Source organism: Streptomyces spiralis, assembly GCF_014654675.1.
Classification (GTDB): Bacteria; Actinomycetota; Actinomycetes; order Streptomycetales; family Streptomycetaceae; genus Streptomyces; species Streptomyces spiralis.
Map to the genome: position 1 here is coordinate 1 of NZ_BNBC01000065.1, position 23,670 is coordinate 23,670.

The window sequence follows — 23,670 nt, forward strand, 5'->3', positions numbered from 1 at the left end:
ACGATCTGGCTGCACCCCGACGACCTGCCGCTGTGGAAGATGACCCACCGCGACCGGGACCCCGACGAACACCTGACGGACGGCCAGGTGATCGAGGCGGCCGGGGCCGACCTCACCGTCCTGCACACCCCCGGTCACGCGCCGGGCGCGGTCTGCCTCCACGACCCCGGGCTCGGCGTCGTCTTCACCGGCGACACCCTCTTCCAGGGCGGGCCGGGCGCCACCGGCCGTTCCTACTCCGACTTCCCGACGATCATCGACTCCATCCGCGACCGCCTTCTCACCCTGCCGCCGGAGACGAAGGTCCTCACCGGCCACGGCGACGCCACCACCATCGGCACGGAGGCCCCGCACCTTCAGGAGTGGATCGCCCGCGGTCACTGATCGGCGCCGGCAGAGGGACGTAGCCGACAGAAAGCCGACACAAAAGACGACAGAAGATGTCCGGCTTCCGCGCCACCCTCGACGAGGACACCGCGGGAAGACGCACAGGAGGCCGGGCATGTCACGTCCACGTCCACGTTCACGTTCACTGGAAGGCAAGGTCGCGCTGGTCGCGGGAGCGACACGCGGCGCCGGCCGCGGCATCGCCGTGGAGCTCGGCGCGGCCGGCGCCACCGTGTACGTCACCGGACGCAGCACACGCGCCCAGCGCTCCGAGTACGACCGCCCCGAGACCGTCGAGGACACCGCCGAGCTGGTGACCGAGGCCGGCGGCCACGGCATCGCCGTCCCCACCGACCATCTGGAGCCCGACCAGGTTCGCGCCCTCGTCGAGCGCATCGCACACGAACAGGACCGCCTGGACGTCCTCGTCAACGACATCTGGGGCGGCGAGAAACTCTTCGAGTGGGACACCCCCGTGTGGGAGCACGACCTGGCCGCCGGCCTCAGGCTGCTCCGCCTGGCCGTGGAGACACACGCCGTCACCAGCCACCACGCCCTGCCCCTGCTGCTGCGCCGGCCCGGCGGCCTGGTGGTGGAGATGACCGACGGCACCGCCGAGTACAACCGGAACACCTACCGCGTCAATCTCTTCTACGACCTCGCCAAGGCGTCCGTGCTGCGCATGGCCTTCGCCCTGGGCCACGAACTCGGCCCGCGCGGCGCCACCGCGGTCGCGCTCACCCCCGGCTGGCTGCGTTCGGAGATGATGCTCGACCACTTCGGGGTGCGGGAGGAGAACTGGCGGGACGCCCTGGAGCAGGTGCCTCATTTCGCCATCTCCGAGACTCCGCGCTACGTCGGCCGGGCCGTCGCCGCCCTCGCTGCCGACCCGGACGTGGCGCGCTGGAACGGGCAGTCGCTGTCCGGTGGCGGGCTCGCCCAGGTGTACGGCTTCACCGATGTGGACGGCAGCCGCCCCGACGCCTGGCGGTATCTGGTCGAGGTGCAGGACGCGGGCAAGCCGGCGGATGCGACCGGTTACCGGTGAGGAGACTCGGGCGGCCGGTACGGACGGCAGCGGCATGCACGCGGCCGGCACGGACAGCAGCGGCGCTCACGCAACCGGTACGGACGGCAGCGGCGCACGCGCCCCGTGGCCCGGCGGCAGCTCCAGGTCCGAGCGCACGGCGGCGTAGTAGCCCTCGCGCGCGGCGCGCTGCTGTGCCAGGAGCGTCTGCCAGGCCTCCGGCTCCCGCCGCCCCTCGCGCACGAACCGCTCCATCTCCAGCACCACGGCCACCCACACCCGGGCCTTCTCCACCGCCTCCTTGCTGCCCAGCATGATCAGCGTCTCGCCCGAGGGCTCCCGGGCGACGGCCGCCTCCGCCAGCAACGGCTGGGCCTCCGCCATCGGCAGGGGGTGCGGATGCGGGTCGGCGCCCAGATGGGAGGCCACCCGGTAGGTCAGCGCGACCGTCTTCTTCAGCGAGCGCGCGTAGTCGGAGTACACCGAGAGCCGCCGCTCCTCCCAACGTGCCGTCCGCTCCCGGAGGAACCGCGCCCGGTCGCTGCGCACGACCGCCGCATACGAACCCAGCGCGCCGATCACGACGCCGATGAGGGCGGGGAGTTGCTGTATGAACGCGGACATGACCGTACGGTATCTGCCCAAACGATCGCCGCGACGGTAGGTTCTGCCCATGACGGACACGAGGCGGTTCGAGGGACACGGAGTGCTCGTCACCGGCGCGGCCCGCGGCATCGGCGCGGCCATCGCCAGGCGACTGGCCGAGGAGGGGGCGCGGGTCCTGGTCACCGACGCCGACGCGACCGTGGCGGAGAAGACCGCGGCGATCCTGCGCGAGGGCGGACTGGCGACCTGGGCGTACCGCTGCGACGTGGCCGACGGGGACTCCGTGGAGGCGGCCGTCGCGCACGCGGTCGACGCGTTCGGCAGGCTCGACGTGCTCGTCAACAGCGCGGCCCACTGCACTCCCGACACCCCGCTCTTCGAGGACGGCACGGACGAGGACTGGGCGCGCGACCTCGACGTCACCCTCACCGGCGCCCACCGCTGCTGCCGCGCCGCCCTGCCCCACCTGGTGGCGTCCGGCCGGGGTGCGATCGTCAGCATCGGCTCCGTCAACGGCACCCAGGACTTCGGCAACCACGCCTACAGCGCCGCGAAGGCGGGCCTGGTCTCCCTCACCCGCACCCTCGCCGGGCACGCCGCCGCCCGGGGCGTCCGCGTCAACCTCGTGATGCCGGGCACGGTCCGCACCTCGGCGTGGGAGGGACGGGACGCCGAACTCGACCGGATCCGCGGGCTGTACCCCCTGGGGCGCATCGGAGAGCCGGACGACATCGCCGCCGCCGTCGCCTTCCTCGCCTCACGCGACGCGGCCTGGATCACCGGCACCACCCTCACCGTCGACGGCGGCCTCACAGCCGTCAACACCGGCTTCCGGACCGCCCTTCGCCCCTCCTGACAGCGACCCCCTGACGCCATGGCCGCGCGGGCATCCGGCCGGCGGCGCCGGGTGCCGAAGGTCACTGTTTCGTTTCGGCATGAAGCGGCTTACAACCGATCTCGCCCCATAGCTATCTATGTGTCCGAGAGCGCGGACACGCGAACGCACCACGGGGGAGAGAAGGACCACGATGAGGAACATCGGCAGGCGGGGAGCCGTCGTACTCGGCGTCACGGGGATGGTCGCGCCGCTCACGCTCGCGCTCGGCGCAGCACCGGCACAGGCGGCGAGCTGTACGACGAAGACCGGGCCGTACCAGAAGCAGGTGGAGAAGTTCCTCGGCCGGCCCGTCGACGGCCGGCAGTCGGCCGCCGACTGCACGGCCATACGCGCCTTCCAGACCAAGCACGGCATCACCCCGAACATCGGGTACGCGGGTCCGGTCACCTGGGGCGTGATGGATCTCATGAACAAGCAGAAGGCCGTGGGGAAAAAGCCCAACAAGGACGGCAAGTGCCCGACGAACAAGGGCCGCATCGCCTGCGTCAACCTCACCCTGCAGCTGAGCTGGATCCAGGACGGCGGCAAGCTCGTGTACGGGCCCGTGCCGGTGCGCACCGGCCGCAACGGCTACGAGACCCGCACGGGTCTGAAGAAGATCTACTGGCGTGACATCGACCACGTTTCGAGCCTCTACAACGTGCCGATGCCCTACAGCCAGTTCTTCGACGGCGGCCAGGCGTTCCACTCGGTGGGCCTCAGCATGTGGAACCCGCCCGGCTCCCATGGCTGTGTGAACATGACCACGAAGGACGCCAAGAAGTACTGGTCGCTGCTGAAGAAGGGCGACGACGTCATGGTGTACGGCCGCAAGCCCGGAACCTGAGGTCCGGGGCGGCGGGTTGCGCCGGTTTCACGTGATGAGCGACACGGTCCGGAATGTCCGTATGGCGTGCACTTACTCACAGCGCCTTCACGTCGAGCGGCATATGCTTCACAGCATGTCCACCACTGTTGAAGCCGCCTCCGAGCGATCGGCCGCGGAGGTCAACGAGGAGATCCGGGCCCTGTGGCGCCGGTCGGGCGGGACACTCACCACCGAGCAGCGCGAGCTGTACCAGCGCCTCGTCATGGAGTGGGCCGCGGCCGCTCCGCACGCGGACAGGGCCGCCTGACCGGCCTCGTGGGGCACCCCCGTCGAACGCGGAAAAGGGTGCCCCGACCTCAGCGCACCGACCTCTGTGACCCAGCGCACCGACCTCTGTTCGCACGGACCGCAGCCGGTCCGTTCCGGCGCCGCCTCCGGCATCGTCCCCGTCAGCCCCACGTGGCCGAGTAGTACCGCTGGTACGCCTTCCTGTCCTGCTCCGAGCGGATCCACCGGGTCGCCACCAGCGCGATCAGGCTGCCGGCGATGACCAGCAGCCCCGGGCCGACGTTCCTTGGGTCGGTGAGCCGGGTGAGCAGCGTCACCCCGGTCGTCGCGCCCGTCACCGGCGCCGACGCCCCGGGGGATACGGCGCCGGGCGCGATGGCGCTGTGGGTGGCCGGGGCGGACGGGGTGGACGGGGCGCCGGAGGAAGCGGCGCCCTGGCCGGCACCCTGCTGCGGCGCCGACACGATCAGTTTCACACCCAGCGCCGTCAGCGCCTTGGTCACCGGCTGGAAGAACGTCGTACCGCCCGTCGTGCAGTCGCCGCTGCCCCCCGAGGTCACCCCCAGAGCGATCCCCTCCGAGAACAGCGGGCCACCGCTGTCGCCGGGCTCGGCGCACACCGTGGTCTGGATCAGGCCGGTGACGGTGCCCTCCGGATAGTTCACCGTCGCGTTCAGCCCCGTCACCTCACCGTCGTGCAGCCCGCTGGTACTGCCGCTGCGGAACACCCGCTGCCCCACGGCCGGATCACCCGCGCCCGTGATCCGCACCCCGTTGCCCCCGCCGATCGCCACCACGTCCGCGCCCGGCCCGGCACGGCCGGAGTCGTACTTCACCAGCGAGAAGTCGCTGCCGGGGAAGCTGTCGCCGACCGTCGTGCCCAGCTGCCGGCTGCCCTGGCCGTCCGCGAACCAGATGGAGCCGGTGGGGCCGCAGTGACCGGCGGTGAGGATGAAGTCGCCGCGCCCGTCGGTCACATTGAAGCCGGCCGAGCAGCGCCCGCCGGTCGACAGAATGGGCTGCGCCCCGTTGAGGCGGGTGGTGAACCGGCCCCTGGCGCGCTGCATGTGCACGAACGAGCCGATGCCGTCGGCGACTTGGGACATTCGCGCCCAGTCGCCGGTGGAGACGGTGCTGTCCGCCTCGACCGTCACCCGGTTGGTCCGGTAGTCCGTCACCCACGCCGTGCCGGGCACCCGGGGCGCCGCGCGCAGGGCCGCCGTGGCCGACCTCAACTCGTCCATGCTGTGCCGCACGACCCTCGCCTCGGCCCCGGCCCGCCGGACCTCGGCCGCGGCACCGGTGTCCGTGACGGCCACGACCGGGCGGCCGTCGGCGCCGATCCAACTGCCCGCCGTGCGCGCCGTACCCAGCCGGGCCACCAGATCGGCGCCCGTCGAGGCGGCCGTGGCGGCACCTGTGGCGGCGGCTGACCGTACGGAGCCGGGCGCGGCACCGGCGGTGGCGGGGGCCTCGTCCGCCATCGCGGCCTGCGCGACCATCGCTCCTCCGAGGAGGAGTCCCGCCACGGCCGTCAGCCGTGTCACCCGCCTCACGACCCGTCGTCGTGCGTGCCTCATGCGTGGCTCCCGAACACCGAACACTCCCAACACAGCGCGGCGCACCGGTCCTTGGGCGCCCTCCCTCCATACGTGTCGCGGCCGGCCGGCGTTCAGCCCCGGAGGAGTCCCTGCCGTCGTGCGCCCGCGTCGTTCCAGGCGGCGGGCGAGGCCGCCTGTGCCGGGCGGACGAAGCCGCCTATCTTGGGCGCATGAACAGGATCCCGAACGACCCGACCGGTGAGCCGGATCCCCTCGGTGCCCAACTGGCACGGCTCGCGGCCGGCAAGTACCTGCTGCTCACCAGCTACCGGAAGAACGGCACCCCGGTCGCCACCCCGGTGTGGGTGGTGCGGGACGGCGACGCGCTCGGCGCGTGGACGGCGGCCGACTCCTGGAAGGTCAGGCGGATCCGCAACCGCGCCGACGTCCTCGTGGGCCCCTGCGACCTGCGCGGCCACCCGACGGGCGATCAGCTCCCGGCGACCGCCGAGATCTGCGACCCGGCCACCACCGCCCGCTACCGGGGCCTGATCGCCCGCAAGTACGGCCTCGTCGGCCGCCTCACCCTGCTCGGCAGCCGGCTGCGGCGGGGCGAGCGGGGGACCGTCGGGATCCGGGTGACCCTCACGCGCTGACCGGCGCGCGAGGGCCACCCGGGACGGCACGGCCCCGTCCCTGCGGGAGGCCCCGCCCTGGCAAGAGGCCATGGTCCGACGGGAGTCGCCCGACGGGACAGGCCCTACGACGCGTCCAGCACCGTGCCCGTCAGCAGCGCGCCGCCCTCCTGCGGTTCCCAGGAGTCGTCGGTCAGCTGGAAGCGCACCGACTCGGCCGGCTCCTTGACCCGGTCCTGAACCGTCGGGACCGTCACCTCGGTGCTCACCTCGCCCGGCCGGAAGCCCGCGACCAGATACAGGCCCTGCACCTGGGACAGCGGGCGCTCCGGGTCGGGCGACTCGCCGGAGACGTCCCGCAGCCACCCCGCGTCGACGTCCTTCGTGGACAGCTCCGGACCCTGGGCGACGGGCTGTACGAGGAAGGCCGCCACGATGTCGGTGTCGGCCGGCGCCGACAGGCCGATCCGCCACTTCAGAGGCTTCCCCTCGGTGACCCGGTCGGCCAGGGGCGTGACCGTGACGGTCGGCCGCGGGTCGTCGTTCTCGACCGTCACCCCGCCCCGGTGGGAGCCGACCACCGAGGTGTGCACCGCCTTCACCACCACGTCGTACGGCAGATCCTCACCGAAGCGGGTGTTGCCCGCCACCCGCACCGGCACGTCCACGGCGTGGCCGCCCGGCCGTACCGTCACCAGCCGGTCGCCGGCCTTGCCCGTCACCGGGTCCAGGACGTACAGCCGTATCTGCCCGGTGCCGTGGCCGGAGACCCGCACCGGCACCCGGTAGGTGCGCACGCCCGAATCGCCCTCCTTGACCGTGAGGCGGCCGATGTCGACGCGGGGCAGCGCGGCCGCCCGCACCGCCGGGGTGCCGGGGCGCCAGCCCCAGGCGTCCATCAGCCAGGCACGGCCCGAGCCGCTGCGCGGTGTCAGCTCCAGCGCCGCGATCCTGCGCAGGTCGAGCCCGGCGCGGGCGGCGGCGGTCAGCGGGACGCGCAGCTCGCGCGCCCAGTAGGAGGCGGTCCGTTCGGTGCCCGGCAGCCCGTCGACGCGCACCCGGCCGAGCACGGCCCGGCGGCCGGAGGCGTCGGTGAGGGCCACGTCCAGCCGGGTGCCGGAGCTGTTCGGCGGCACGAAGAGGCGCAGCGCCAGGCTCCCGGAGCCCTTCAGCGACACGGGCGCGGCGTACCGTATCCGTGCCGTCGATCCGGCGGCGGACCAGCGCAGCGCGACCGCGCGGCGGCCGGTCTCCCGGGCGGTGTCCCACTGGGCGAAGTGCGGTGACAGGCCGGTGGTGCCGGAGCCGAGGCAGGCGGCGGACGGGCTGGGGTCCACCGCCGAGCACAGCCGGCCCCCGGTCACCGAGACCGGCCCGTCCGGCAGTAGGCCGCCGGTGCGGCCGGCGCCGACGGCGTGGGTGAGCACGCGCGCCGGGTCCGCGGACGGCGCCCGGAAGCCGGAGCCGTCGAGCAGCGGGCGCACCCGGTCGTCGCCGGCGACGAACAGCCGGGCCGCCGCGGCGATGTAGGTGGCGCCGGCCCGGTGCTGCTGGTCGGCGGTCAGCCGGGTGCGGGTGCCCGGCGAGCAGACCGCGTCCCGGTGGTCGGGGTCGTCGTAGAAGTCGTCCTCGGCGGGCGCCTGCGCCCTGCCCGGGGTCCACTCGGTGTTGAAGAAGTTGTGGTCGGCGCCGATCACATACACCGCGCTGTGCAGGGCGGTGCCTCGGCTGACACCGCGGGTGCCGTCGACGTACACCTCGCCCTGCAGATCGGAGACGTCGCCGTCGCAGCCGGGCAGGATCGTCGTGGACGGCACGTCGGCGACCGGATTCTGGCCGAAGATCGTCGGGCCGATCAGCACGGTGCCGCTGATGTGCCAGCGGGCGGGTCCGTGGTAGCCGTCCTGGTCGGCGGGCGGCGGGTAGAGGCTGTCCATGGCCGCCCGGTTGACGCCCTCGCCGCCGCGCGAGTGCCCCACCAGCAGGACCCGCGACAGGTCCGCCGTCGGCGCGTGGCGCACGGCGTCGGGCGCGGAGGACAGGTGGGCGGCCCAGTCGGCCCACCGGGCCAGATGCTGTCTGACGAGCGAGGAACGGGCCTGGGCGCCGCCGTCCTCGGCCGCCCAGTCCTGTCCGTTGATGCCGTCGGCCGAGATCGACACCGTCACATAGCCCTGCGAGGCCAGGAGCCGCTGGTCCTGGAGATAGCCGCGGTAGCTGGGGATCGGCCGCGTGCCGGCCGGACAGGGCCAGTCGCCGGTGGCCTCCTCGCTGTGCGGCTTGTAGCAGGTGGCGTGGCGGCCGTGCAGGAACAGCGCGAGCGGCCGGCGGCCCGCTGCGCCCTGCGGCGCGACCACCACGCCCCGCATCTCGACCGGAGCCGAGAACCCGGGCAGCCGCACCGACTTGAGGCTGTACTCGCCCGTCACGGTGCGGTACGGGCCCGGTCTGCCCGGGTCGACGCCGTTCGCGGGGAGGGGCGCGGGCGGCTGCGCAGCCGTGAGAGAACTCCGGCCGGGTGCGTGCGCCGCGGCGCCGGGCGCGTCCAACCGCCGCCCGGCGGCGCGGACTTGCAGGCCGTGCAGGTCGGTGGTGCGGGCCTTGTCCAGGGCGAGGCGGAAGGTGCGGCCGTCCTCGCCGGGCCTCGGCCGCCCGATCAGCCGGTCGCCCGCGTAGAACTCGACACGCGCGTCACCCATGGGCACCGGAGTGGCCGAGTGCCACTCCAGCTGTCCGACGGCCCCATCGCCGGTGACGCGCCAGCCCGGCGGAAGCGCGCCGCCGTCGGTGCTCGACGCGAACGGCCGGTCGGCATGGGGTGGTTGAGGCTGTGCCGATGCGGGCGCCGTCCCCGCCATGGCGAGCAACGCCACGGCGGTGACACCTATGCACCGGGCACGGATCCGGGCACGGATCAATGGTCCCCTCCTTGGAATCCCCGGCAGGCGCGCACGTCCTGCCGCGCACGAGCTCAGGCGCCCCGTCGGTCCCGAGGGCCGCTCGCGTCCCGGAGGACGGGGTTGCAGTGCTGTGGGTTGCCTGTGAAGGGGAACGGGGCGGCGCGGGCGACACGATCACGCCAACCGGTCGCCAACCGGCGGTTCGGGCCCGGTGGTTGCGGTTGTCCGACGTGGGACGGGCGGGCAGGTGGAGCCCGGATGACACATATGTTCCGCGGGTTGTTTCTCCGCGTGGTGGCGTTTCGCGGGATGTGCGTCCGGCTACGTTGTGGGCGCCGCGGACAGGGCCGGCACCACCGGCCCGCCGGTGTCGCGGCGGGTGTGACGGCGTCGCGGACGTGACGGAGCTGGTGGAGTGAAGGCAATCCTGGCCCGGAGCCGGGGGATCGGCGAGTGGCTCATCGCTCGTGCCGGCTGGTGTCTGGCCGGCTCCCTGGCGCTGTACGCGCTGACCGTCGTCACGCATCCGTCCCACCCGCTGGACCTGCGTGTCTACCGCGAGGCCTCGCCGCACGTGCTCTCGGGCGGTCTGTACGACTACGTGGTGCGCACCGGTCCGCCCATCCCCGAGCTGCCGTTCACCTACCCGCCCTTCGCCGCGCTGCTGTTCCTCCCGCTGGCGCACCTGCCCTGGGCGGTGCTGGTCGCGCTGTGGCAGGCGGTGTCCCTGGCGGCTCTGCTCGTCATCACGGTGTGCGCCCTGCGACTGCTGTCCCCGGGCCCCGGCGCCCGCGTCCGGGACCTCGCCCTGCTCTGGGCCGCCGCCGGACCCTGGCTCGAACCCGTGCGGCACACCCTCGACCAGGGCCAGGTGAACCTGCTGTTGGGCGCCGTCGCCCTCGGGGGACTCGCCCTGTCCCGTACGGCGGCGGGGCGCGGCGCGGCCGTGGGTCTGGCGGCGTCGGTGAAACTGACGCCGGCCGTCGGCGGACTGTATCTGCTGGCCACCCGGCAGTGGCGCGCTGCGGCGTGGGCGGCCGCGACCGGCTGTGCGACCGTGGTCCTGGCCTGGTGCGTCGCCCCGGACGCGTCGGCACGGTACTGGTCGGACCTGGTGACGGACACAGGGCGGGTCGGCCCGGTGTGGTCGGTGCGCAACCAGTCCCTGCGCGGAGCACTCACCAGGCTGCTCGGCCCCGACGTGACGGACTCGGCCCTGTGGTGGGCGGCGCTGGCCCTGGTGACCCTCACGGCGGCCTGGGCCCTGCACCGCCGCGTCCGACGGCGCGACCTGCTCGGCGTCCTCGTCACCGTGGAGCTGTACGGGCTGCTGGTGTGCCCCATCTCCTGGAGCCACCACTGGATCTGGTGCGTGCCCGCCATGATCTGGCTGGCCCACGGCCCCGGCCGGCGGCGACCGCTCTGCCGGATCGCCCTCGCCCTGTGGGCGCTGGTCACCGTCACCCGCCTGGTGCCGCTGCTCATCGGTGCGGAGGACCGGCGGGCGCACCCCGGTCCGTACCCGGAGCTGCTCGCCTGGCCGGGCAGCGTCTACGCCGTCTGCGCGGTGCTGACGTTCCTGGCCCTGGCCCTCGGACCCGCTCAGGAGGAACGGCGTGCCGGCGTCCCCGGACCGGAACGGTCGCGGGACCTGCCGCACCCGAGGGTGCTGTTGTGACGGCGGCGGCCGCCGAGGGGCCGTCAGCTCCAGGCGCTGTACGGCTCGTCGACAAGCTGGAAGACGGGCTCGCCCCGTACCGGGTCCTTGGCGGTGGACAGCCGTACCCGGTCGCCGCCGTGGATGCCGATCAGCGGCCCCATGACCCGCCCCCGTACCACGAAGCCCTCGCTCATCTCTATCAGCGACACGTTGCGGGCGGCCGGGGTGTTGCGGTGCACCACCGTGGAGTGGCGGACCGTTCCCGTGCCCGCGCTGCGCTCGGTGCGCAGCTCACTGCCCCGGCACACCGGGCACAGCACCCGGTGGAACATGGCCGTCCCGCACCAGGTGCAGCGCTGGAAGTACAGGGCGTCCTGGTCACGGGCGCCGGGCTCGAGGAGGCCGGTCGCGGAGCCCGCCTTGGAGCCGGCATCTGCGTGAGCGACGCTGCCTGAGTAGTGGTACACCGCTGGTCAACTCCCTGCGCTCGGCCGGAATCCGGCGTGCCCGGACCACCCGTGCACACCCGTGCGCGGCAGCCGTGCCACCGTGCACGGCCAACAGGTTATGGCACTCAGTGCCAGACGTAAAGGTACTCCGTACCAAAATCTGGCTCGCTCGCGGTACGGAGTACCGCAGGACGGGGAGACGGGGGCGAGGCGGCCGGGGGACGGTGGGGGCAGGTCCGGGATCGCTGGCACTCAGTGCAGTGCGCGGAGGTGGCCCCGAGGGCCGGGCGAGCGCTCCGACCTGCCCGCAGTAACCTTTCCTCGCCTTCCTTCCACCGGACACACCACCCCGGGAGTCCCGCATGCCGTCCGCACGCCCACGCCTTCTGTACGTCACCGACCTGGCGTATCCGGCGCGCGGACGCCGCTACTGCGACGAGGACATACGGCTGACCGCCCGCCTCCGCGAGGAGTTCGACCTGGCGCTGTGCCACCCGCGGGACGCGGCGGCCCTGATGGACACCTTCGACGCCGTCGTCGTCCGCAACAGCGGACCCGTGCTGGAACACCAGGCCGCCTACGACGACTTCCGGACCCGGGCACTGGCCGGCGGGATCCGCGTCTACAACCCGCTCACGGGCCGGGCCGACATGGCCGGCAAGCAGTACCTCCTCGACCTGAGCGCCGCCGGGTACCCGGTCATCCCGACCGTCGACCGTCCCGAGGACCTGCACCGGCTGCCCGCCGCGGACCGGTACGTGGTCAAACCGAAACTGGGCGCCGACTCCATAGGGCTGCGCATCGTCACCGCCGACCGGCTGCCCGTCCTGGTCGACGGCACCGTCCTCGCCCAGCCGCACATCGACTTCGCCCACGAGATCTCCTTCTACTTCGTCGACCACGACTTCCAGTACGCCCTGTACGCCCCGGACCCCGGGCGGCGCTGGGAGTTGCGGCCCTACGAACCCACCCGGGACGACCTGGAGTTCGCCCGGCGCTTCATCGAGTGGAACTCCCTCGATCACGGCATCCAGCGTGTGGACGCCTGCCGCGCCCCGGACGGGGAACTGCTGCTGGTAGAACTGGAGGACCTCAACCCGTATCTGTCGCTGGACGCACTCGACGACACGGGCCAAGACGCCTTCGTGGCCGCGATGACGCGTTCCCTGCGTGGCTTTCTCGCAACCGCGGGAAAGGCGTAGCGAACGGGCGGGCGCGGCCGTGATGTGCTGAGCTGGTGCGGTCGGACGGGCGCGGAGATCGCACGGGCGCGGAGACCGGTACGCGGCGGACGGAGGGCTACGACATGACGGGCGTGGACGCGTTCCTGGGGCGGCTCGACCCCGAGGTGTACGTGGTGACGGCCGCGGCGGGCGGGGAGCGGGCGGGCTGCCTGGTCGGGTTCGCCTCGCAGTGCTCCATCGATCCGCTGCGCTTCGTGGTGTGGCTGTCCAAGGTGAACCGCACCTTCCGGGTGGCCGGGCGGGCGGACCGGCTCGCCGTGCATCTGCTGGCCCGGGATCAGTACGCCCTCGCCGAGCTCTTCGGCGGCGGCACCGGCGACGACGGCGTGGACAAGTTCGCTCACGTGCCCTGCACCCGGCGGCAGGACGGGGCCGTCGTCCTCGACGACGCTCCGGCCTGGTTCGTCGGCCGGATCGTTCTGCGCACCGACGGCGGGGACCATGTGGGTTTTGTACTGGAGCCGGTCGAGTCCGGGGGACGGGCCGGGCGCGACGAACAAGAGGAACCGGGCGAACAGGGCGAACGAGGTGAACCCCCCGAAGCAGGCGAACAGGGGGGACGCCGTGTCCCGTTGCTACGGCTGACGGACGCGGCCGCCATCTCGCCGGGCCACCCGGTGGGCTGACCCGGCCACCGGGCGGATCGGGAAAGCCCGGCCGGGCTACGCCGGTTCCGCCGGGACCCGGATGTCCAGGACGCAGACGTCGTCCCGCCGCTCGCCCTTGAGCATCGCGGTCAGCAGCGGGCCGAGGGAGCCGGGTGCGTCCGTGCGATGGACGGTGGTGGCCTCGGCGAGGCGTTGCAGGCCCTGGTGGATGCTCTCGCCGGGCCGCTCGACCAGGCCGTCGGTGTAGAACAGCAGCCGGTCGCCCGGCTCCAGCCGGCACTCGGCCTCCTCGAAGTGCGGAGTCTCGGCCGCTCCCAGCAGCACCCCGCGCGGGCGTTCCAGGTAGCGGGCCTCGCCCCCGCGCAGCAGCAGCGGCGGCAGATGGCCGGCCTGCGCCCACAGGAGCCGGTGCTCGTCCGGCTGGTACCGCGCCAGCACCATGGTCGCCGTGCCGTGTGCGTCGCGGGAGTGCAGCAGCAGAGTGTTCAGCCGGGCGAGCGCGCCGGTCAGCGAGGAGCCCGTGAAGATCATGCCCTTGGCGGTGAACCGCAGCTGGGCCATGGTGGCCACCGCGTCGATGCCGTGCCCGGCGACGTCCCCCACCACGAACAATGCGTCTCCGCCCGGGAGTTCGATGGCGCTGAACCAGTCGCCGCCGACGTGGATCCCGGACTCGGCGGGCAGATAGGCGAGGTCCACCCGCAGCCCGGCCAGGCGCACGGGCCGGCGCGGCAGCGGCAGCAGCGCGTGCTGGAGCCGGCCGGCCAGCATCCGCTCGGCCTGGAGGATCCCGTGCTGCGCCAGCATCGCCCGTTCGCTCTCCACCAGGGCCAGCTCCGCGCTGCGCTGCGCGGTGAGGTCCTGCACGAAGCCATGGACCTCGGCCGGTGTGCCCTCGGCGTCCGCCACGGCCTCGGCGACGGCCCGCAGGTGCCGTATGCCGGATGTCGCCCTGATACGGAACGGCACGTCGAACGGCTTGCCCTCGCCGAGGAGTTCCTCGACGGCCCGGACGAGCGCGGGCTCGTCCTCCGGCAGGGCCAGCTTCGGCAGTTCCTCCAGTCGCACCGGGCCGTCGACAGGGTCGCGGTCGCACAGGGCGTAGACCTGGGACGACCAGATGGCCTCGCGGGTGACCAGGTTCCAGGTGGCCCAGCCCAGACGGCCGAGGCGCTGGAGATCCGCCAGGCGCTGCTCCTGCCGGTCGGAGGAGTCCTGGCGCAGCCAGGTGACCAGCAGCCCGTCGCCCACGCGGGTGGCCCGCACCGAGTACGTGGACAGCTCCTGGGCGCCGGCCACAAGCTCCTGCTGCGCGTACGGCTCGCTCTCGTAGGGCTCACCGGTGTCCAGGACGCCCAGCCAGCCCTGCCACAGCGGCTCCTCGGCGACGGCCGGCCAGCACTCCAGGATCCGCCGCCCGGTGAGCTCGCGTCCGCCGCGCCCGGTCACATCGACGGTCTGCGGGGTGGCGGCGTCTATGCGGTAGTCCTCGACGTCACCCGAGGCCGAACGCAGCGGGGTGAGCAGCAGGGTGGTGCCGGGCAGCGCCTCGATCAGGGCGCGGACGGCGTCCGGGGCGCCCTCGGCGAGGTACTCGGGGCGGGCGTCGAAGGCGCGCAGCCGGCCGGCGCACAGCCGGGCGGCACCGCGCAGCAGTTCCCGGACGCGCGGGGTGAACGGCCCGTCCTGGGAGCGGAGTACGCCTATGGCCACGTGGGACGGGCTCCCGCCGACCACCGGCAGCCAGGCACGCGAACGCCACTGCTCGACGGGCTCGCCGATCAGCAGGTGCCGCTCGCTGTCCTCCGCGAGGTTCTCCAGCCAGCGCGGCTCACCGGCGTCGAGCGCGTCCAGCGCGGTGACCCCGCTGAGCGGCGGCACGTGCCGCCACTGGTCCGCCAGGGTCTCGTCGACGCCGGCGTGGCCGATCAACTCCAGCCCTCCGGCGGGCAGCCGCCGGTAGAGCATCACCGCATCCGCCCCGACGGGCTCGGCGAGATGCTCCCGCAGGCAGTGGGCGAGGTCCTGCGGGGTGCCGGCGCGGACCAGGGCCCGGCCGAGCACCGCGAGGACGGCGGAGTCGCCGCCGGGTCCGCCTGTCGCGGGCGCGACGACGGTGCCAGGGGACGGGGCCGGGCCCCGCGAGCTGCCGAGGTCGGGGTCGGCCGGGGCGGCGGAGACGGTCGCCGGGGAGCCGGGGGACGGTCCGTCACCGGCGTGGGTGAGCGGAGGCATCAGCGTGCCGAGCGTGATCCAGCACTCCTCCACCAGCGTGCGGCCCGCGGTCTTGGCACGCTGGAGCAGCTCCTCCTGCGCGGCCTCCGGGGAACAGCCGGTCAGCGCCATCAGCGCCCCCTTGGCCCGCTCGACCACGGCGGAGGTCGCCACCCGCTCCTGCAGTCGGTCCATCTCGGCCCGCTGCCTGGCCACCATCCTTGCCAGCGCCGCCGTGTCGGGTGCGGGGCCGGAGTCCGCGGAGAAGCCGGAATCGCTGGTCACGGGACGAGCATTGCACATCGGAACCGGTCCGATCGCAGGATTGTCGGTCCGTATTCGTGCGAGAAAACGGCGAGGAGGGATTCTCAGCGACCGCCGCCGCGCCCCACCAGCGCCTCCGACACGGCCCGGACGCTGCGGGCGATGTGCTGGAGCTGCAGCAGTTCCGCGGCGTACAGCTTGATCGTGTGCTCGATGACCGACTCCGGCATGCCGAGCCGGGGCAGGTCGGCGCGGGCGGTCTGCAGGGCGGTGCGGGCCACCCGGATCTCCTGCTCGACCTGGATCTGCGCGTGCCGGGCGAGCAGGACGGGGTGGCGCACCAGCGCGGGGTAGCTGCCGTAGCGTGCGGGCACCAGTTCGCGCAGCCACCTGGTCGCCGAACGCTCCCAGTCGTAGCTTCCGGGGGCCTTGACCTGGCAGGGCCAGTCCGGGCTGGTGCGCGTGGTCGTCACAGGCATGATCATCGCTTCCGGGTGTGCGGCGTCGTGGAGGGTGGTCCGACGAGGGCGAGGCGGCCCCGGCCTAGGGGATGACCGGGGCCGCCGCGGGCGCACGCGCAGGCGGTGCCCGACCGGACGCCCCGTGGAGCGCGCCCGGAGTGGGCCGGCCGCGATCCGTGAGCAGTATTTATATATGCCATCCGCTTTGCAAGACGTATGAAAACATTCATGCCTGCTTTGAACGGCATACTCCCCAAACGTTCCGATCAGTTCCGCGAACGATCACTCCGCGGAAAGCGAGAGACGTCCCGAGGAAGAGACGGGCGGCGGACGGGCGGCCCCCGTGACGGAGAACGGTCAGTCCTTGAGGAAGAACTGGTGCTGGTCCGCGAGCTGCTCGTACTCCTCCAGCCGGGCCTGGGTCCGCTCCGGATCGGCGTCGGTCATGGCCTGGAGCAGGGCCGCGCACATCACACCGGGCCCGGCGTAGGAGTCGAAGACCAGGCGGGAGCCCGTGCCGGTGGCGAAGGTGACGTCGGCCTCGTCGGCCACCGGGCCGAGCGCCAGGTCGGTGATCAGCGCCACCTTCAACCCGGCGCTGCGGGCGACCCGGACGGCGGTGAGGGTCTCGTGCGCGTGCCGGGGCATGGAGAAGGCCAGCACCCAGGTGCCGCCGGCCTCACGGGCCTGGAGCAGCGCGTCGTAGGCGACGCTCCCGCCGAGGGTGACCAGCCGTACGTCGGGGTGGATGCGCCGTGCGGCGTAGGCGAAGTACTCGGCGAGCGAGACGGAGATGCGCAGCCCGAGCACGGTCAGCGGGGTGGACCGCGACAGCTCGCGGCCGACGCTGATCACACGGTCGGGGTCGGCGAAGTCCCGGCGCAGGTTCTCCAGGTTCTCGATCTCGGCGTCGATAGCGGCCTGGAGTTCGTTGCCCCGGTCCTCCTCCGCCGCGCCCGGACCGCCCGCGAGCGTCCTGAGCGCGATGGACTGGAGCTTCTCGCGCAGGGCGGGGTAACCGCTGAAGCCGACCGCGCCGGCGAACCGCGTCACGGACGGCTGGCTGACGCCGACCCGGTCCGCGAGCTCGGTGATCGACAGAAAGGCCGCCTCGGCGATGTTCTCGATCAGGTACTGGGCGATGCGACGCTGCCCGGGAGACAGGTGGGGCCCGTCGAACAGCTCTCTGAGCTGGGACGCCGGGGCCGCCTCCGCCTGCGGCACCGACTTGCCCGCGGTGATCGCGGACGCCTGTGCCCGGGCCTGCTGCGGCGATGGCGCCTGGGCGCCTTCATTGTCTCCCACAGAGGTTCAACATAGCTCACTCACCGTCATGACCAGGGCTCACCGCCGGTAGAGCGTGATCGAGTGACCGACCTCGCCGACCGGGCTGGCGGACCGGATCAGCGCGGCCAGCCGCCCCTTCGCCTTGGCGGCCGCCGAGTCCGACACCACCAGCAGACCGTGCACCCGCTCCGGGGGCACCCCGCGCGGATCGGCCGCGTGGATGCCGTAGAAGGCGGGCACCCCGCTGCCCTTGTAGACGAGCCAGACCCGTTCCCCCGGGTACCGGGCGCGCAGCCGGTCGGCGAGCCGGCCCAGGTCCTGGCCCCAGTCCACGTTGGAGTCGTGCAGCCGCAGATGGGTCTTCGCCGGCCCGCCGAACGCCTCGTTGGAGTACGGCAGGTAGTACGGGAACGTCCGCAGCGAACTGACGGCGACGAACACCACCAGCGCCGCCACCACGGCGAGCTGTCCCCGCACGCGGCGGACGCTCGGCGCTCCGGCCGCGAAGGGGACCGCGCGGCTCGCGACGGAGAGCGCGCCGGCCGCGACGGTGACCGTCCCGGCCGTGGCGACGGCCAGGAACATGGGCAGGAACAGCGCGTACCGGGTGCCGAAGTCGCGCGAGGAGTGCATGGCCCCGGCCAGCAGCACCGCGGGCGGGGCCAGGACGTACGGCGCCGCGCGCCGCAGCCGTCGCACGGCCACCAGGGCCACGGTCCCGGCGGCCCACAGGGCCAGCGCGCCGAGCGGTGTCTTCACCAGCAGTGCGACCGGCAGGTAGTACCAGCGCGCCCCGGTGTACACGTGCCCGAACAGGAACCCCTGCCAGGCGTGGGCCTCCAGCCCGAACTGGATCCGCATCCCGTCGCGGTACGACCCGGGCAGCGGCAGCAGATCGACCAGCGCCCCGCGCAGCCCGTGAACGGCGGGCACCGTCTGCCGGGCGGGTGGGCGCAGGTGCGGGTCGACGACCAGATACGAGACCCATACGACGGCGACCGCGACCGCCCCGGCGACGGCGGCCCGTCCGGCACCGGCGGCCAGGACCCGGGCGGTCCCGGCCCGGGTGCCGCCGCCGGCGGCGGAACGGCGGCCTCCCGTCCAGGCCGTCAGCACCGCGAGCGCCAGCAGCACCGGCACGGCGGGCAGCGCGTTCATCTTGGTCGCCACGGCCGCGCCGAGCGCCGCCCCGGCCAGAGGGACGTACGGCCGTGGCCGCCGCCGTGCCCGCCACATCAGCCACGCCGAGAGGAGCACGAAGCCCGCCGCGGGCACGTCCAGCGTGGCCAGCGAGCCGTGCGCGATCAGATCGGGCGAGAACGCGTACAGGGCGAGGGCCACGAGCGCGCCCGCGGTGCCGGCGAGCTCCCGGGCGAACGCGAACACCACCAGCCCGAACAGCAGGGTCGCGACGATCACCGGCAACCGGGCCCACAGCATCAGCCGCCACGGGTCGTTGCCCGACTCGTACAGCAGATGCCGCCCGAGCAGCCCCTGGTCGCCCGTGAACGAGGCGTCGAAGTGCGGGCGGGCGACGGCCACCCCCGCCGCGATCAGCAGCTTGCCGAGCGGCGGGTGTTCGGGGTTGTACGCCAGGCTGTGCTCGTGGAGGTAGACCACCGCCGTGCCGACGTAGACGGGCTCGTCGATGGTGGGGGTCTGCTCGGCCGCCGCCGTGACCATCGCGACGGCCATCTGCGCCAGCAGCAGGACCGCGGCGAGCGGCACCAGCCACCGCCGGTGCCGCCGCAGCCCGGCGTACACGCGCGCCGCCCCGGCGCCCCCGGCCGCGCCCGGCGGCTCGGCGCACGTCTCACCGGCGGACGCCCGAGGGGACCCGTCGCCGAGGGGCCCTGAGGCCGGGGCCGGGTGCTGTTCGCCCACCGTCATTCGCCGCGTCACCGCTCCAGACTCGTACCGGCAGACCCTCTGCCGCACCCACCGGTACGGTCGCCGGCGGGCGGGGGTTCACCCGGCCGCTCAAGCGCGGGCGCCGGCGTCCGTGTCCGCGTCCGCGTCCGTGCCCGAACCGGGTGCCGGAGCGGCACACCCGCCCCGCACCAGCGCCTCCGGCACGACCAGGTCCGCCCGGTCGCGGGTCGCCGCCACCAGCTCCGCGTTGCGCTGGTCGGTGCCCAGGACCCAGGCGACCGCCTGCTCGTGGTCCTTGCCGAACTCCTCGTGCCGGGCGACCAGCCGGTGGATCCGCTCCCGCTCGTCGAGCTCGCAGAACCACACCTCGTCCAGCTGCGGCCGTACGCGCGCCCAGGCACCGGTGTCCAGCAGCAGGTAGTTGCCCTCCGTCACGACCAGCCGGACGGACGGCGGCACCGGGATCGCGCCCGCGAGCGGCTGCTCCAGGACGCGCTCGAAGCCGGGCGCGTACACCGTCTCGCCGCCGTCCGACGCCGCGCCCTCGTACTCCTCCCGCAGCCGGCGCAGCAGCGCCGCGTACCCGGCCGCGTCGAAGGTGTCCGGCGCGCCCTTGCGGTTCCGGCGGCCGAGCCGGTCCAGTTCGGCGTCGGCGAGGTGGAAGCCGTCCATGGGGACGTGCGCGACCCAGGGTTCGTGCGCGCCGTTCAGCGCCCGCACCAGTCGCTCGGCGAGGGTGGACTTGCCCGCGCCGGGGCCGCCCGCGATGCCGAGGATCGCGCGGTGCCCCTCGCGGACGAGGGACCGGGCCCGGATGAGGAGATCGTCGAAGGTCGAGGTCGTCGGCACAGGCCACAGTGTGTCACCCGGTCACCCGGTCGGCCCTCCATGCCGTCGCACCGGGAGCGCCTGATGGTCCGATAGTTGTCGGAAGGCATGCGGAAGGTATGCCGGAAAGTACGTCCTGTGTGGCGCGTGACACTCTCTCGGGCCCGCGATGTGGGGAAGGGTGCCTGTATGACAGAGCTCGGTCTGCCCCAGACAATCCTGGCCTGCCTCTTCGACCTCGACGGGGTCGTCACCAAGACGGCCGTGGTGCACGCGGCCGCCTGGAAGGAGACGTTCGACGCCTTCCTGCGCGAGCGGGAGGGCGCGGACTTCCGGCCGTTCGACGCCGTCGCCGACTACGACGAGTACGTCGACGGCCGCCCCCGCGCCGACGGGGTGCGCACCTTCCTCGCCTCCCGGGGCATCGAACTGCCCGAGGGCGGCCCGGACGACCCGCCCGGCGCGCAGACGGTCAACGGAGTCGGCAACCGGAAGAACGAACTCGTCCTGCGGAAGATCCGCACCGAAGGCGTCGAGGCCTACGACGGCACCCTGCGCTACATCGAGGCGGTCCGGGCCGCGGGCCTGAAGACGGCGATCGTCTCCTCCAGTGCCAACACCCTGGACGTGCTGCGCTCCATCGACGCCGAACGCCTCTTCGACGTCCGGATCGACGGCGTGGTCGCCCGCGAGCGGAAACTGCCCGGCAAGCCGCACCCGGACACCTTCCTCGCCGCCGCCCACGAGCTGGGGGTCGAGGCGAAGCAGGCCACCGTCTTCGAGGACGCCCTGGCCGGCATGGACGCCGGCCGCTCCGGCCACTTCGGGTACGTCGTCGGCGTCGACCGCGTCGGCCAGAGCGACGCCCTCTACGCGCACGGCGCCGACGTGGTCGTCAAGGACCTCGCCGAGCTCCTCACCGGCAAGGGAGGTGCCGCATGATCACCCACGGCGCGTACGCGGTGGAGCCGTGGACGGTGCGCGAGACGGAACTCAGCCTGGACGTGCTGGCCCAGAGCGAGTCCGTCTTCGCGCTGTCCAACGGCCATGTCGGCTGGCGCGGCAACCTCGACGAGGGCGAACCGCACGGCCTGCCCGGCTCCTACCTCAACGGTGTCTACGAGGCCCACCCGCTGCCGTACGCCGAGGCCGGCTACGGCTACCCGGAGTCGGGCCAGACGGTCATCAACATCACCAACGGCAAGATCCTGCGGCTGCTGGTCGACGACGAGCCGTTCGACCTGCGCTACGGCCGGCTCGTCTCCCACGAGCGCGTGCTCGACCTGCGCCGCGGCGTGATGGAGCGGACCTGCGAGTGGTGCTCGCCGGCCGGCACCCGCATCCGGGTGCGCTCCACCCGCATGATCTCCCTGACCCAGCGGTCCCTCGGCGCGGTGTCCTACGAGGTGGAGGCGGTCGACTGCCACACGCGGGTGGTCATCCAGTCCGAACTCGTCGCCAACGAGCAGCTGCCGCAGACCAAGGGCGACCCGCGCGCGGCGATGGCCCTCCAGGCGCCGCTGGAGCCGGAGGAGCACTTCACCTCAGGTCACCGGCTGCGCCTGGTGCACCGCACGCGCACCAGCGGACTGCGCGTGGCCGTGGCCGCCGACCACGTCGTCTCCGGCCCCGAGCGCACCACGACCAGCTGCGAGAGCCGCCCGGACCTGGCCCGGCTCACGGTCGCCGCCGTCCTGGAGCCGGGGCAGAAACTGCGCGTGGACAAGCTCGTCGCCCACGGCTGGTCCGGCACCCGCTCCCTGCCGGCGATGAGCGACCAGGTCGACGCGGCCCTGGCGGCCGCCGCGCACGACGGATGGGACGGCCTGGCCGCGGAACAGCGGGCGTACCTGGACGACTTCTGGGCGTGCGCGGACGTCGAGGTGGAAGGCGACGAGGAGATCCAGCAGGCGGTGCGCTTCGGCCTGTTCCATGTGCTGCAGGCCGGGGCCCGTGCCGAGGAGCGGGCGATCCCGGCCAAGGGGCTCACCGGATCGGGCTACGACGGGCACGCCTTCTGGGACACGGAGATGTTCGTGCTGCCCGTGCTGACGTACACCGCGCCCGGCGCCGTGGCCGAGGCGCTGCGCTGGCGGCAGAACACGCTGCCCGCCGCCCGGGAGCGCGCCGCCCAACTGGGGCTGCGCGGCGCGGCGTTCCCCTGGCGGACCATCGGTGGCGAGGAGGGGTCGGCGTACTGGCCCGCCGGCACGGCCGCCTTCCATGTGAATGCCGACATCGCGCACGCCCTGGTGCGCTACGTCTCCGCCACCGGCGACGAGGACTTCGAGCGTGACACGGGGATGGAACTGCTGGTGGAGACCGCCCGGCTGTGGCGCTCGCTCGGACACCACGACCACCGCGGCACCTTCCACATCGACGGCGTCACCGGTCCCGACGAGTACAGCGCGATCGCAGACGACAACCTGTACACCAACCTGATGGCCCGGGCGAACCTGCTCGCCGCCGCCGACGTCGTCGAGCGCTACCCGAAGGAGGCTGAGCGGTTGGGCGCCGACGACGAGGAGAGCGCCTCCTGGCGGGACGCCGCCGAGAGCATGAACATCCCCTACAACGCCGAACTGCGGGTGCACGAGCAGCACGCGGGCTTCACCCGCCTCCAGCGCTGGGACTTCGAGGGCACCCGCGCCGACCAGTACCCGCTGATGCTGCACTTCCCCTACTTCGACATCTACCGCAAGCAGGTGATCAAGCAGGCGGACCTGGTGCTTGCGCTGTACACCTGCGGCACCGAGTTCGACGAGGAGCACGTCGCCCGGAACTTCGCCTACTACGAGCCGCTGACCGTACGGGACTCCTCGCTGTCGGCGTGCATCCAGGCCGTCATCGCCGCGCAGGCGGGCTATTTGCGCCTCGCCTACGACTACACGGTCGAAGCGGCCCTGATGGACCTGGAGGACCTGGAGCACAACACCCGCGACGGGCTGCACATCGCCTCGCTGGCCGGTACCTGGCTGGCGCTGGTGACGGGCTTCGGCGGCGCCCGCCGGGCCGGCGAGACGCTGGAGTTCTCGCCGCGGCTGCCGGAGAAGTTCGGCCGTCTGGCCTTCGTCATGCTCTACCGGGGCCGCCGGCTGCGCCTGGAGTTCACCCAGGAGACCGCCACGTACACGCTGCTGTCCGGACCGGCACTGACGGTCCGCCACCACGGCGAGGCCCTCCGCCTCCAGCCGGACACCCCCGCATCCCGCCCGGTCCCCCCGCCGAAACACCTTCCGTCCCCGGAACAGCCCCCGCACCGACGCCCTAACGTCCGCTGAGGACGTGGACCGTCAGCGGACCGTCATGCGGGGCCCCTGGTGAGCAGCTCGCGCAGGGCCCGCTCCTCCTCGGGGCTCAGTCCGGTCACGAACTGCCGCAGGGCGGCGATCGGATCGGGGCCCCGGTCCAGGGCCTCGTGCATGGCCTGGGCGGTCAGCTCCGCGGCGTTCTTCGCGGGCCGGTAGGCACCCCGCCGCCCGTCGACCTCGCGGAGCACCAGGCCCTTGTCGTAGAGCCGTTTGAGGATGGTGTGCACGGTGTTGTAGGCCAGGTCGCCGCCTATCTCCAGCTGGATCTCGGCCGGTGTCAGCGGCCGCTCCGTCGACCACAGCGTCGCGAGGACCTCACTCTCCAGCTCACCCGAGCTGCGCCGTTCCGTCCTGCCATGAGGCCCTCTACCAGCCATGCCCT

21 protein-coding genes are annotated in these 23,670 nt (G+C 73.2%); 11 read left to right on the forward strand and 10 right to left on the reverse strand.

Annotated features, from left to right (window positions below; translation table 11 throughout):
• Positions 1-384 (forward strand): MBL fold metallo-hydrolase (locus IE318_RS39890; protein WP_189907779.1); only part of this gene is annotated, 384 nt, incomplete at its 5' end.
• Between the two features lie 118 nt (positions 385-502).
• Positions 503-1,435, forward strand: coding sequence for an SDR family oxidoreductase (locus tag IE318_RS39895; protein WP_189907780.1), 933 nt, complete (start codon positions 503-505; stop codon positions 1,433-1,435).
• Positions 1,436-1,501: 66 nt separating this feature from the next.
• Here IE318_RS39895 and IE318_RS39900 read toward each other — a convergent pair whose 3' ends face one another.
• On the reverse strand, positions 1,502-2,038 hold the full coding sequence (locus IE318_RS39900) for a hypothetical protein (protein WP_189907781.1): 537 nt from the start codon (positions 2,036-2,038) through the stop codon (positions 1,502-1,504).
• A gap of 49 nt (positions 2,039-2,087) precedes the next feature.
• On the opposite strand from IE318_RS39900, the gene IE318_RS39905 reads away from it, so the two are divergent.
• The 3 genes from IE318_RS39905 to IE318_RS39915 all read left to right on the forward strand — a co-directional run bounded on the left by IE318_RS39905 (position 2,088) and on the right by IE318_RS39915 (position 4,033).
• Positions 2,088-2,876 carry an SDR family NAD(P)-dependent oxidoreductase gene (locus tag IE318_RS39905; protein WP_189907782.1) on the forward strand — a complete coding sequence of 263 codons (789 nt, stop codon included), beginning with the start codon at positions 2,088-2,090 and terminating at the stop codon, positions 2,874-2,876.
• A 172-nt stretch (positions 2,877-3,048) separates the two neighbouring features.
• On the forward strand, positions 3,049-3,744 hold the full coding sequence (locus IE318_RS39910) for a L,D-transpeptidase family protein (protein ID WP_030172623.1): 696 nt from the start codon (positions 3,049-3,051) through the stop codon (positions 3,742-3,744).
• 103 nt (positions 3,745-3,847) lie between these two features.
• Entirely contained in the window at positions 3,848-4,033 is a 186-nt protein-coding gene (locus IE318_RS39915) for a hypothetical protein (RefSeq protein ID WP_189907783.1), read from the forward strand.
• A gap of 142 nt (positions 4,034-4,175) precedes the next feature.
• Here the strand turns inward: IE318_RS39915 and IE318_RS39920 are convergent, their stop codons facing one another.
• Positions 4,176-5,594 carry a S1 family peptidase gene (locus IE318_RS39920; RefSeq protein WP_189907784.1) on the reverse strand — a complete coding sequence of 473 codons (1,419 nt, stop codon included), beginning with the start codon at positions 5,592-5,594 and terminating at the stop codon, positions 4,176-4,178.
• Between the two features lie 191 nt (positions 5,595-5,785).
• On the opposite strand from IE318_RS39920, the gene IE318_RS39925 reads away from it, so the two are divergent.
• Entirely contained in the window at positions 5,786-6,211 is a 426-nt protein-coding gene (locus tag IE318_RS39925; protein WP_051844172.1) for a PPOX class F420-dependent oxidoreductase, read from the forward strand.
• A gap of 104 nt (positions 6,212-6,315) precedes the next feature.
• Here IE318_RS39925 and IE318_RS39930 read toward each other — a convergent pair whose 3' ends face one another.
• Positions 6,316-9,048 carry an alpha/beta hydrolase gene (locus tag IE318_RS39930; RefSeq protein ID WP_189907809.1) on the reverse strand — a complete coding sequence of 911 codons (2,733 nt, stop codon included), beginning with the start codon at positions 9,046-9,048 and terminating at the stop codon, positions 6,316-6,318.
• A gap of 457 nt (positions 9,049-9,505) precedes the next feature.
• Here IE318_RS39930 and IE318_RS39935 point away from each other — a divergent pair, with 457 nt between their 5' ends.
• Positions 9,506-10,768, forward strand: a complete 1,263-nt coding sequence (locus IE318_RS39935; protein ID WP_189907785.1) for a glycosyltransferase 87 family protein — start codon at positions 9,506-9,508, stop codon at positions 10,766-10,768.
• Positions 10,769-10,791: 23 nt separating this feature from the next.
• On the opposite strand, the gene IE318_RS39940 is transcribed toward IE318_RS39935, so the two are convergent.
• Entirely contained in the window at positions 10,792-11,217 is a 426-nt protein-coding gene (locus tag IE318_RS39940; protein ID WP_189907786.1) for a Zn-ribbon domain-containing OB-fold protein, read from the reverse strand.
• A gap of 344 nt (positions 11,218-11,561) precedes the next feature.
• Here IE318_RS39940 and IE318_RS39945 point away from each other — a divergent pair, with 344 nt between their 5' ends.
• On the forward strand, positions 11,562-12,401 hold the full coding sequence (locus IE318_RS39945; RefSeq protein ID WP_189907787.1) for an ATP-grasp domain-containing protein: 840 nt from the start codon (positions 11,562-11,564) through the stop codon (positions 12,399-12,401).
• 104 nt (positions 12,402-12,505) lie between these two features.
• Complete coding sequence (locus IE318_RS39950; RefSeq protein WP_189907788.1) at positions 12,506-13,069, forward strand: flavin reductase family protein; 564 nt, start codon at positions 12,506-12,508, stop codon at positions 13,067-13,069.
• Positions 13,070-13,105: 36 nt separating this feature from the next.
• Here the strand turns inward: IE318_RS39950 and IE318_RS39955 are convergent, their stop codons facing one another.
• The 5 genes from IE318_RS39955 to IE318_RS39975 all read right to left on the reverse strand — a co-directional run bounded on the left by IE318_RS39955 (position 13,106) and on the right by IE318_RS39975 (position 19,998).
• Positions 13,106-15,568: a SpoIIE family protein phosphatase gene (locus tag IE318_RS39955; protein ID WP_373311423.1), complete on the reverse strand. Its 2,463-nt coding sequence runs from the start codon at positions 15,566-15,568 to the stop codon at positions 13,106-13,108.
• Positions 15,569-15,633: 65 nt separating this feature from the next.
• Entirely contained in the window at positions 15,634-16,014 is a 381-nt protein-coding gene (locus IE318_RS39960) for a hypothetical protein (RefSeq protein WP_189907789.1), read from the reverse strand.
• Between the two features lie 333 nt (positions 16,015-16,347).
• On the reverse strand, positions 16,348-17,295 hold the full coding sequence (locus IE318_RS39965; RefSeq protein ID WP_189907790.1) for a MurR/RpiR family transcriptional regulator: 948 nt from the start codon (positions 17,293-17,295) through the stop codon (positions 16,348-16,350).
• Positions 17,296-17,334: 39 nt separating this feature from the next.
• A complete protein-coding gene (locus IE318_RS39970; protein ID WP_229904081.1) occupies positions 17,335-18,960 on the reverse strand; it encodes a glycosyltransferase family 39 protein in 1,626 nt (541 codons plus the stop codon).
• Between the two features lie 297 nt (positions 18,961-19,257).
• Positions 19,258-19,998 carry a nucleoside/nucleotide kinase family protein gene (locus IE318_RS39975; protein WP_189907791.1) on the reverse strand — a complete coding sequence of 247 codons (741 nt, stop codon included), beginning with the start codon at positions 19,996-19,998 and terminating at the stop codon, positions 19,258-19,260.
• A 168-nt stretch (positions 19,999-20,166) separates the two neighbouring features.
• Between IE318_RS39975 and IE318_RS39980 the strand changes: the two genes are divergently transcribed.
• On the forward strand, positions 20,167-20,919 hold the full coding sequence (locus IE318_RS39980; protein WP_030172661.1) for a beta-phosphoglucomutase family hydrolase: 753 nt from the start codon (positions 20,167-20,169) through the stop codon (positions 20,917-20,919).
• Positions 20,916-23,258 (forward strand): glycoside hydrolase family 65 protein, encoded by a 2,343-nt coding sequence (locus IE318_RS39985; RefSeq protein ID WP_189907792.1) that lies wholly within the window; start codon positions 20,916-20,918, stop codon positions 23,256-23,258. The genes IE318_RS39980 and IE318_RS39985 overlap by 4 nt, the downstream gene beginning before the upstream one ends.
• A gap of 23 nt (positions 23,259-23,281) precedes the next feature.
• Here the strand turns inward: IE318_RS39985 and IE318_RS39990 are convergent, their stop codons facing one another.
• Complete coding sequence (locus IE318_RS39990; protein WP_030172663.1) at positions 23,282-23,665, reverse strand: BlaI/MecI/CopY family transcriptional regulator; 384 nt, start codon at positions 23,663-23,665, stop codon at positions 23,282-23,284.
• Positions 23,666-23,670 lie beyond the last annotated feature (5 nt).

What these genes read in the sequence shown, in the direction of transcription:
- IE318_RS39900 (WP_189907781.1), bottom strand. Translation starts at nt 2,038, where the DNA reads ATGTCCGCGTTCATACAGCAACTCCCCGCCCTCATCGGCGTCGTGATC.
- IE318_RS39970 (WP_229904081.1), bottom strand. Translation starts at nt 18,960, where the DNA reads ATGGTCACGGCGGCGGCCGAGCAGACCCCCACCATCGACGAGCCCGTC.
- IE318_RS39910 (WP_030172623.1), top strand. Translation starts at nt 3,049, where the DNA reads ATGAGGAACATCGGCAGGCGGGGAGCCGTCGTACTCGGCGTCACGGGG.
- IE318_RS39905 (WP_189907782.1), top strand. Translation starts at nt 2,088, where the DNA reads ATGACGGACACGAGGCGGTTCGAGGGACACGGAGTGCTCGTCACCGGC.
- IE318_RS39985 (WP_189907792.1), top strand. Translation starts at nt 20,916, where the DNA reads ATGATCACCCACGGCGCGTACGCGGTGGAGCCGTGGACGGTGCGCGAG.
- IE318_RS39930 (WP_189907809.1), bottom strand. Translation starts at nt 9,048, where the DNA reads ATGGCGGGGACGGCGCCCGCATCGGCACAGCCTCAACCACCCCATGCC.
- IE318_RS39990 (WP_030172663.1), bottom strand. Translation starts at nt 23,665, where the DNA reads ATGGCTGGTAGAGGGCCTCATGGCAGGACGGAACGGCGCAGCTCGGGT.
- IE318_RS39980 (WP_030172661.1), top strand. Translation starts at nt 20,167, where the DNA reads ATGACAGAGCTCGGTCTGCCCCAGACAATCCTGGCCTGCCTCTTCGAC.
- IE318_RS39955 (WP_373311423.1), bottom strand. Translation starts at nt 15,568, where the DNA reads ATGTGCAATGCTCGTCCCGTGACCAGCGATTCCGGCTTCTCCGCGGAC.
- IE318_RS39945 (WP_189907787.1), top strand. Translation starts at nt 11,562, where the DNA reads ATGCCGTCCGCACGCCCACGCCTTCTGTACGTCACCGACCTGGCGTAT.
- IE318_RS39915 (WP_189907783.1), top strand. Translation starts at nt 3,848, where the DNA reads ATGCTTCACAGCATGTCCACCACTGTTGAAGCCGCCTCCGAGCGATCG.
- IE318_RS39950 (WP_189907788.1), top strand. Translation starts at nt 12,506, where the DNA reads ATGACGGGCGTGGACGCGTTCCTGGGGCGGCTCGACCCCGAGGTGTAC.
- IE318_RS39895 (WP_189907780.1), top strand. Translation starts at nt 503, where the DNA reads ATGTCACGTCCACGTCCACGTTCACGTTCACTGGAAGGCAAGGTCGCG.
- IE318_RS39925 (WP_051844172.1), top strand. Translation starts at nt 5,786, where the DNA reads ATGAACAGGATCCCGAACGACCCGACCGGTGAGCCGGATCCCCTCGGT.
- IE318_RS39960 (WP_189907789.1), bottom strand. Translation starts at nt 16,014, where the DNA reads ATGATCATGCCTGTGACGACCACGCGCACCAGCCCGGACTGGCCCTGC.
- IE318_RS39920 (WP_189907784.1), bottom strand. Translation starts at nt 5,594, where the DNA reads ATGAGGCACGCACGACGACGGGTCGTGAGGCGGGTGACACGGCTGACG.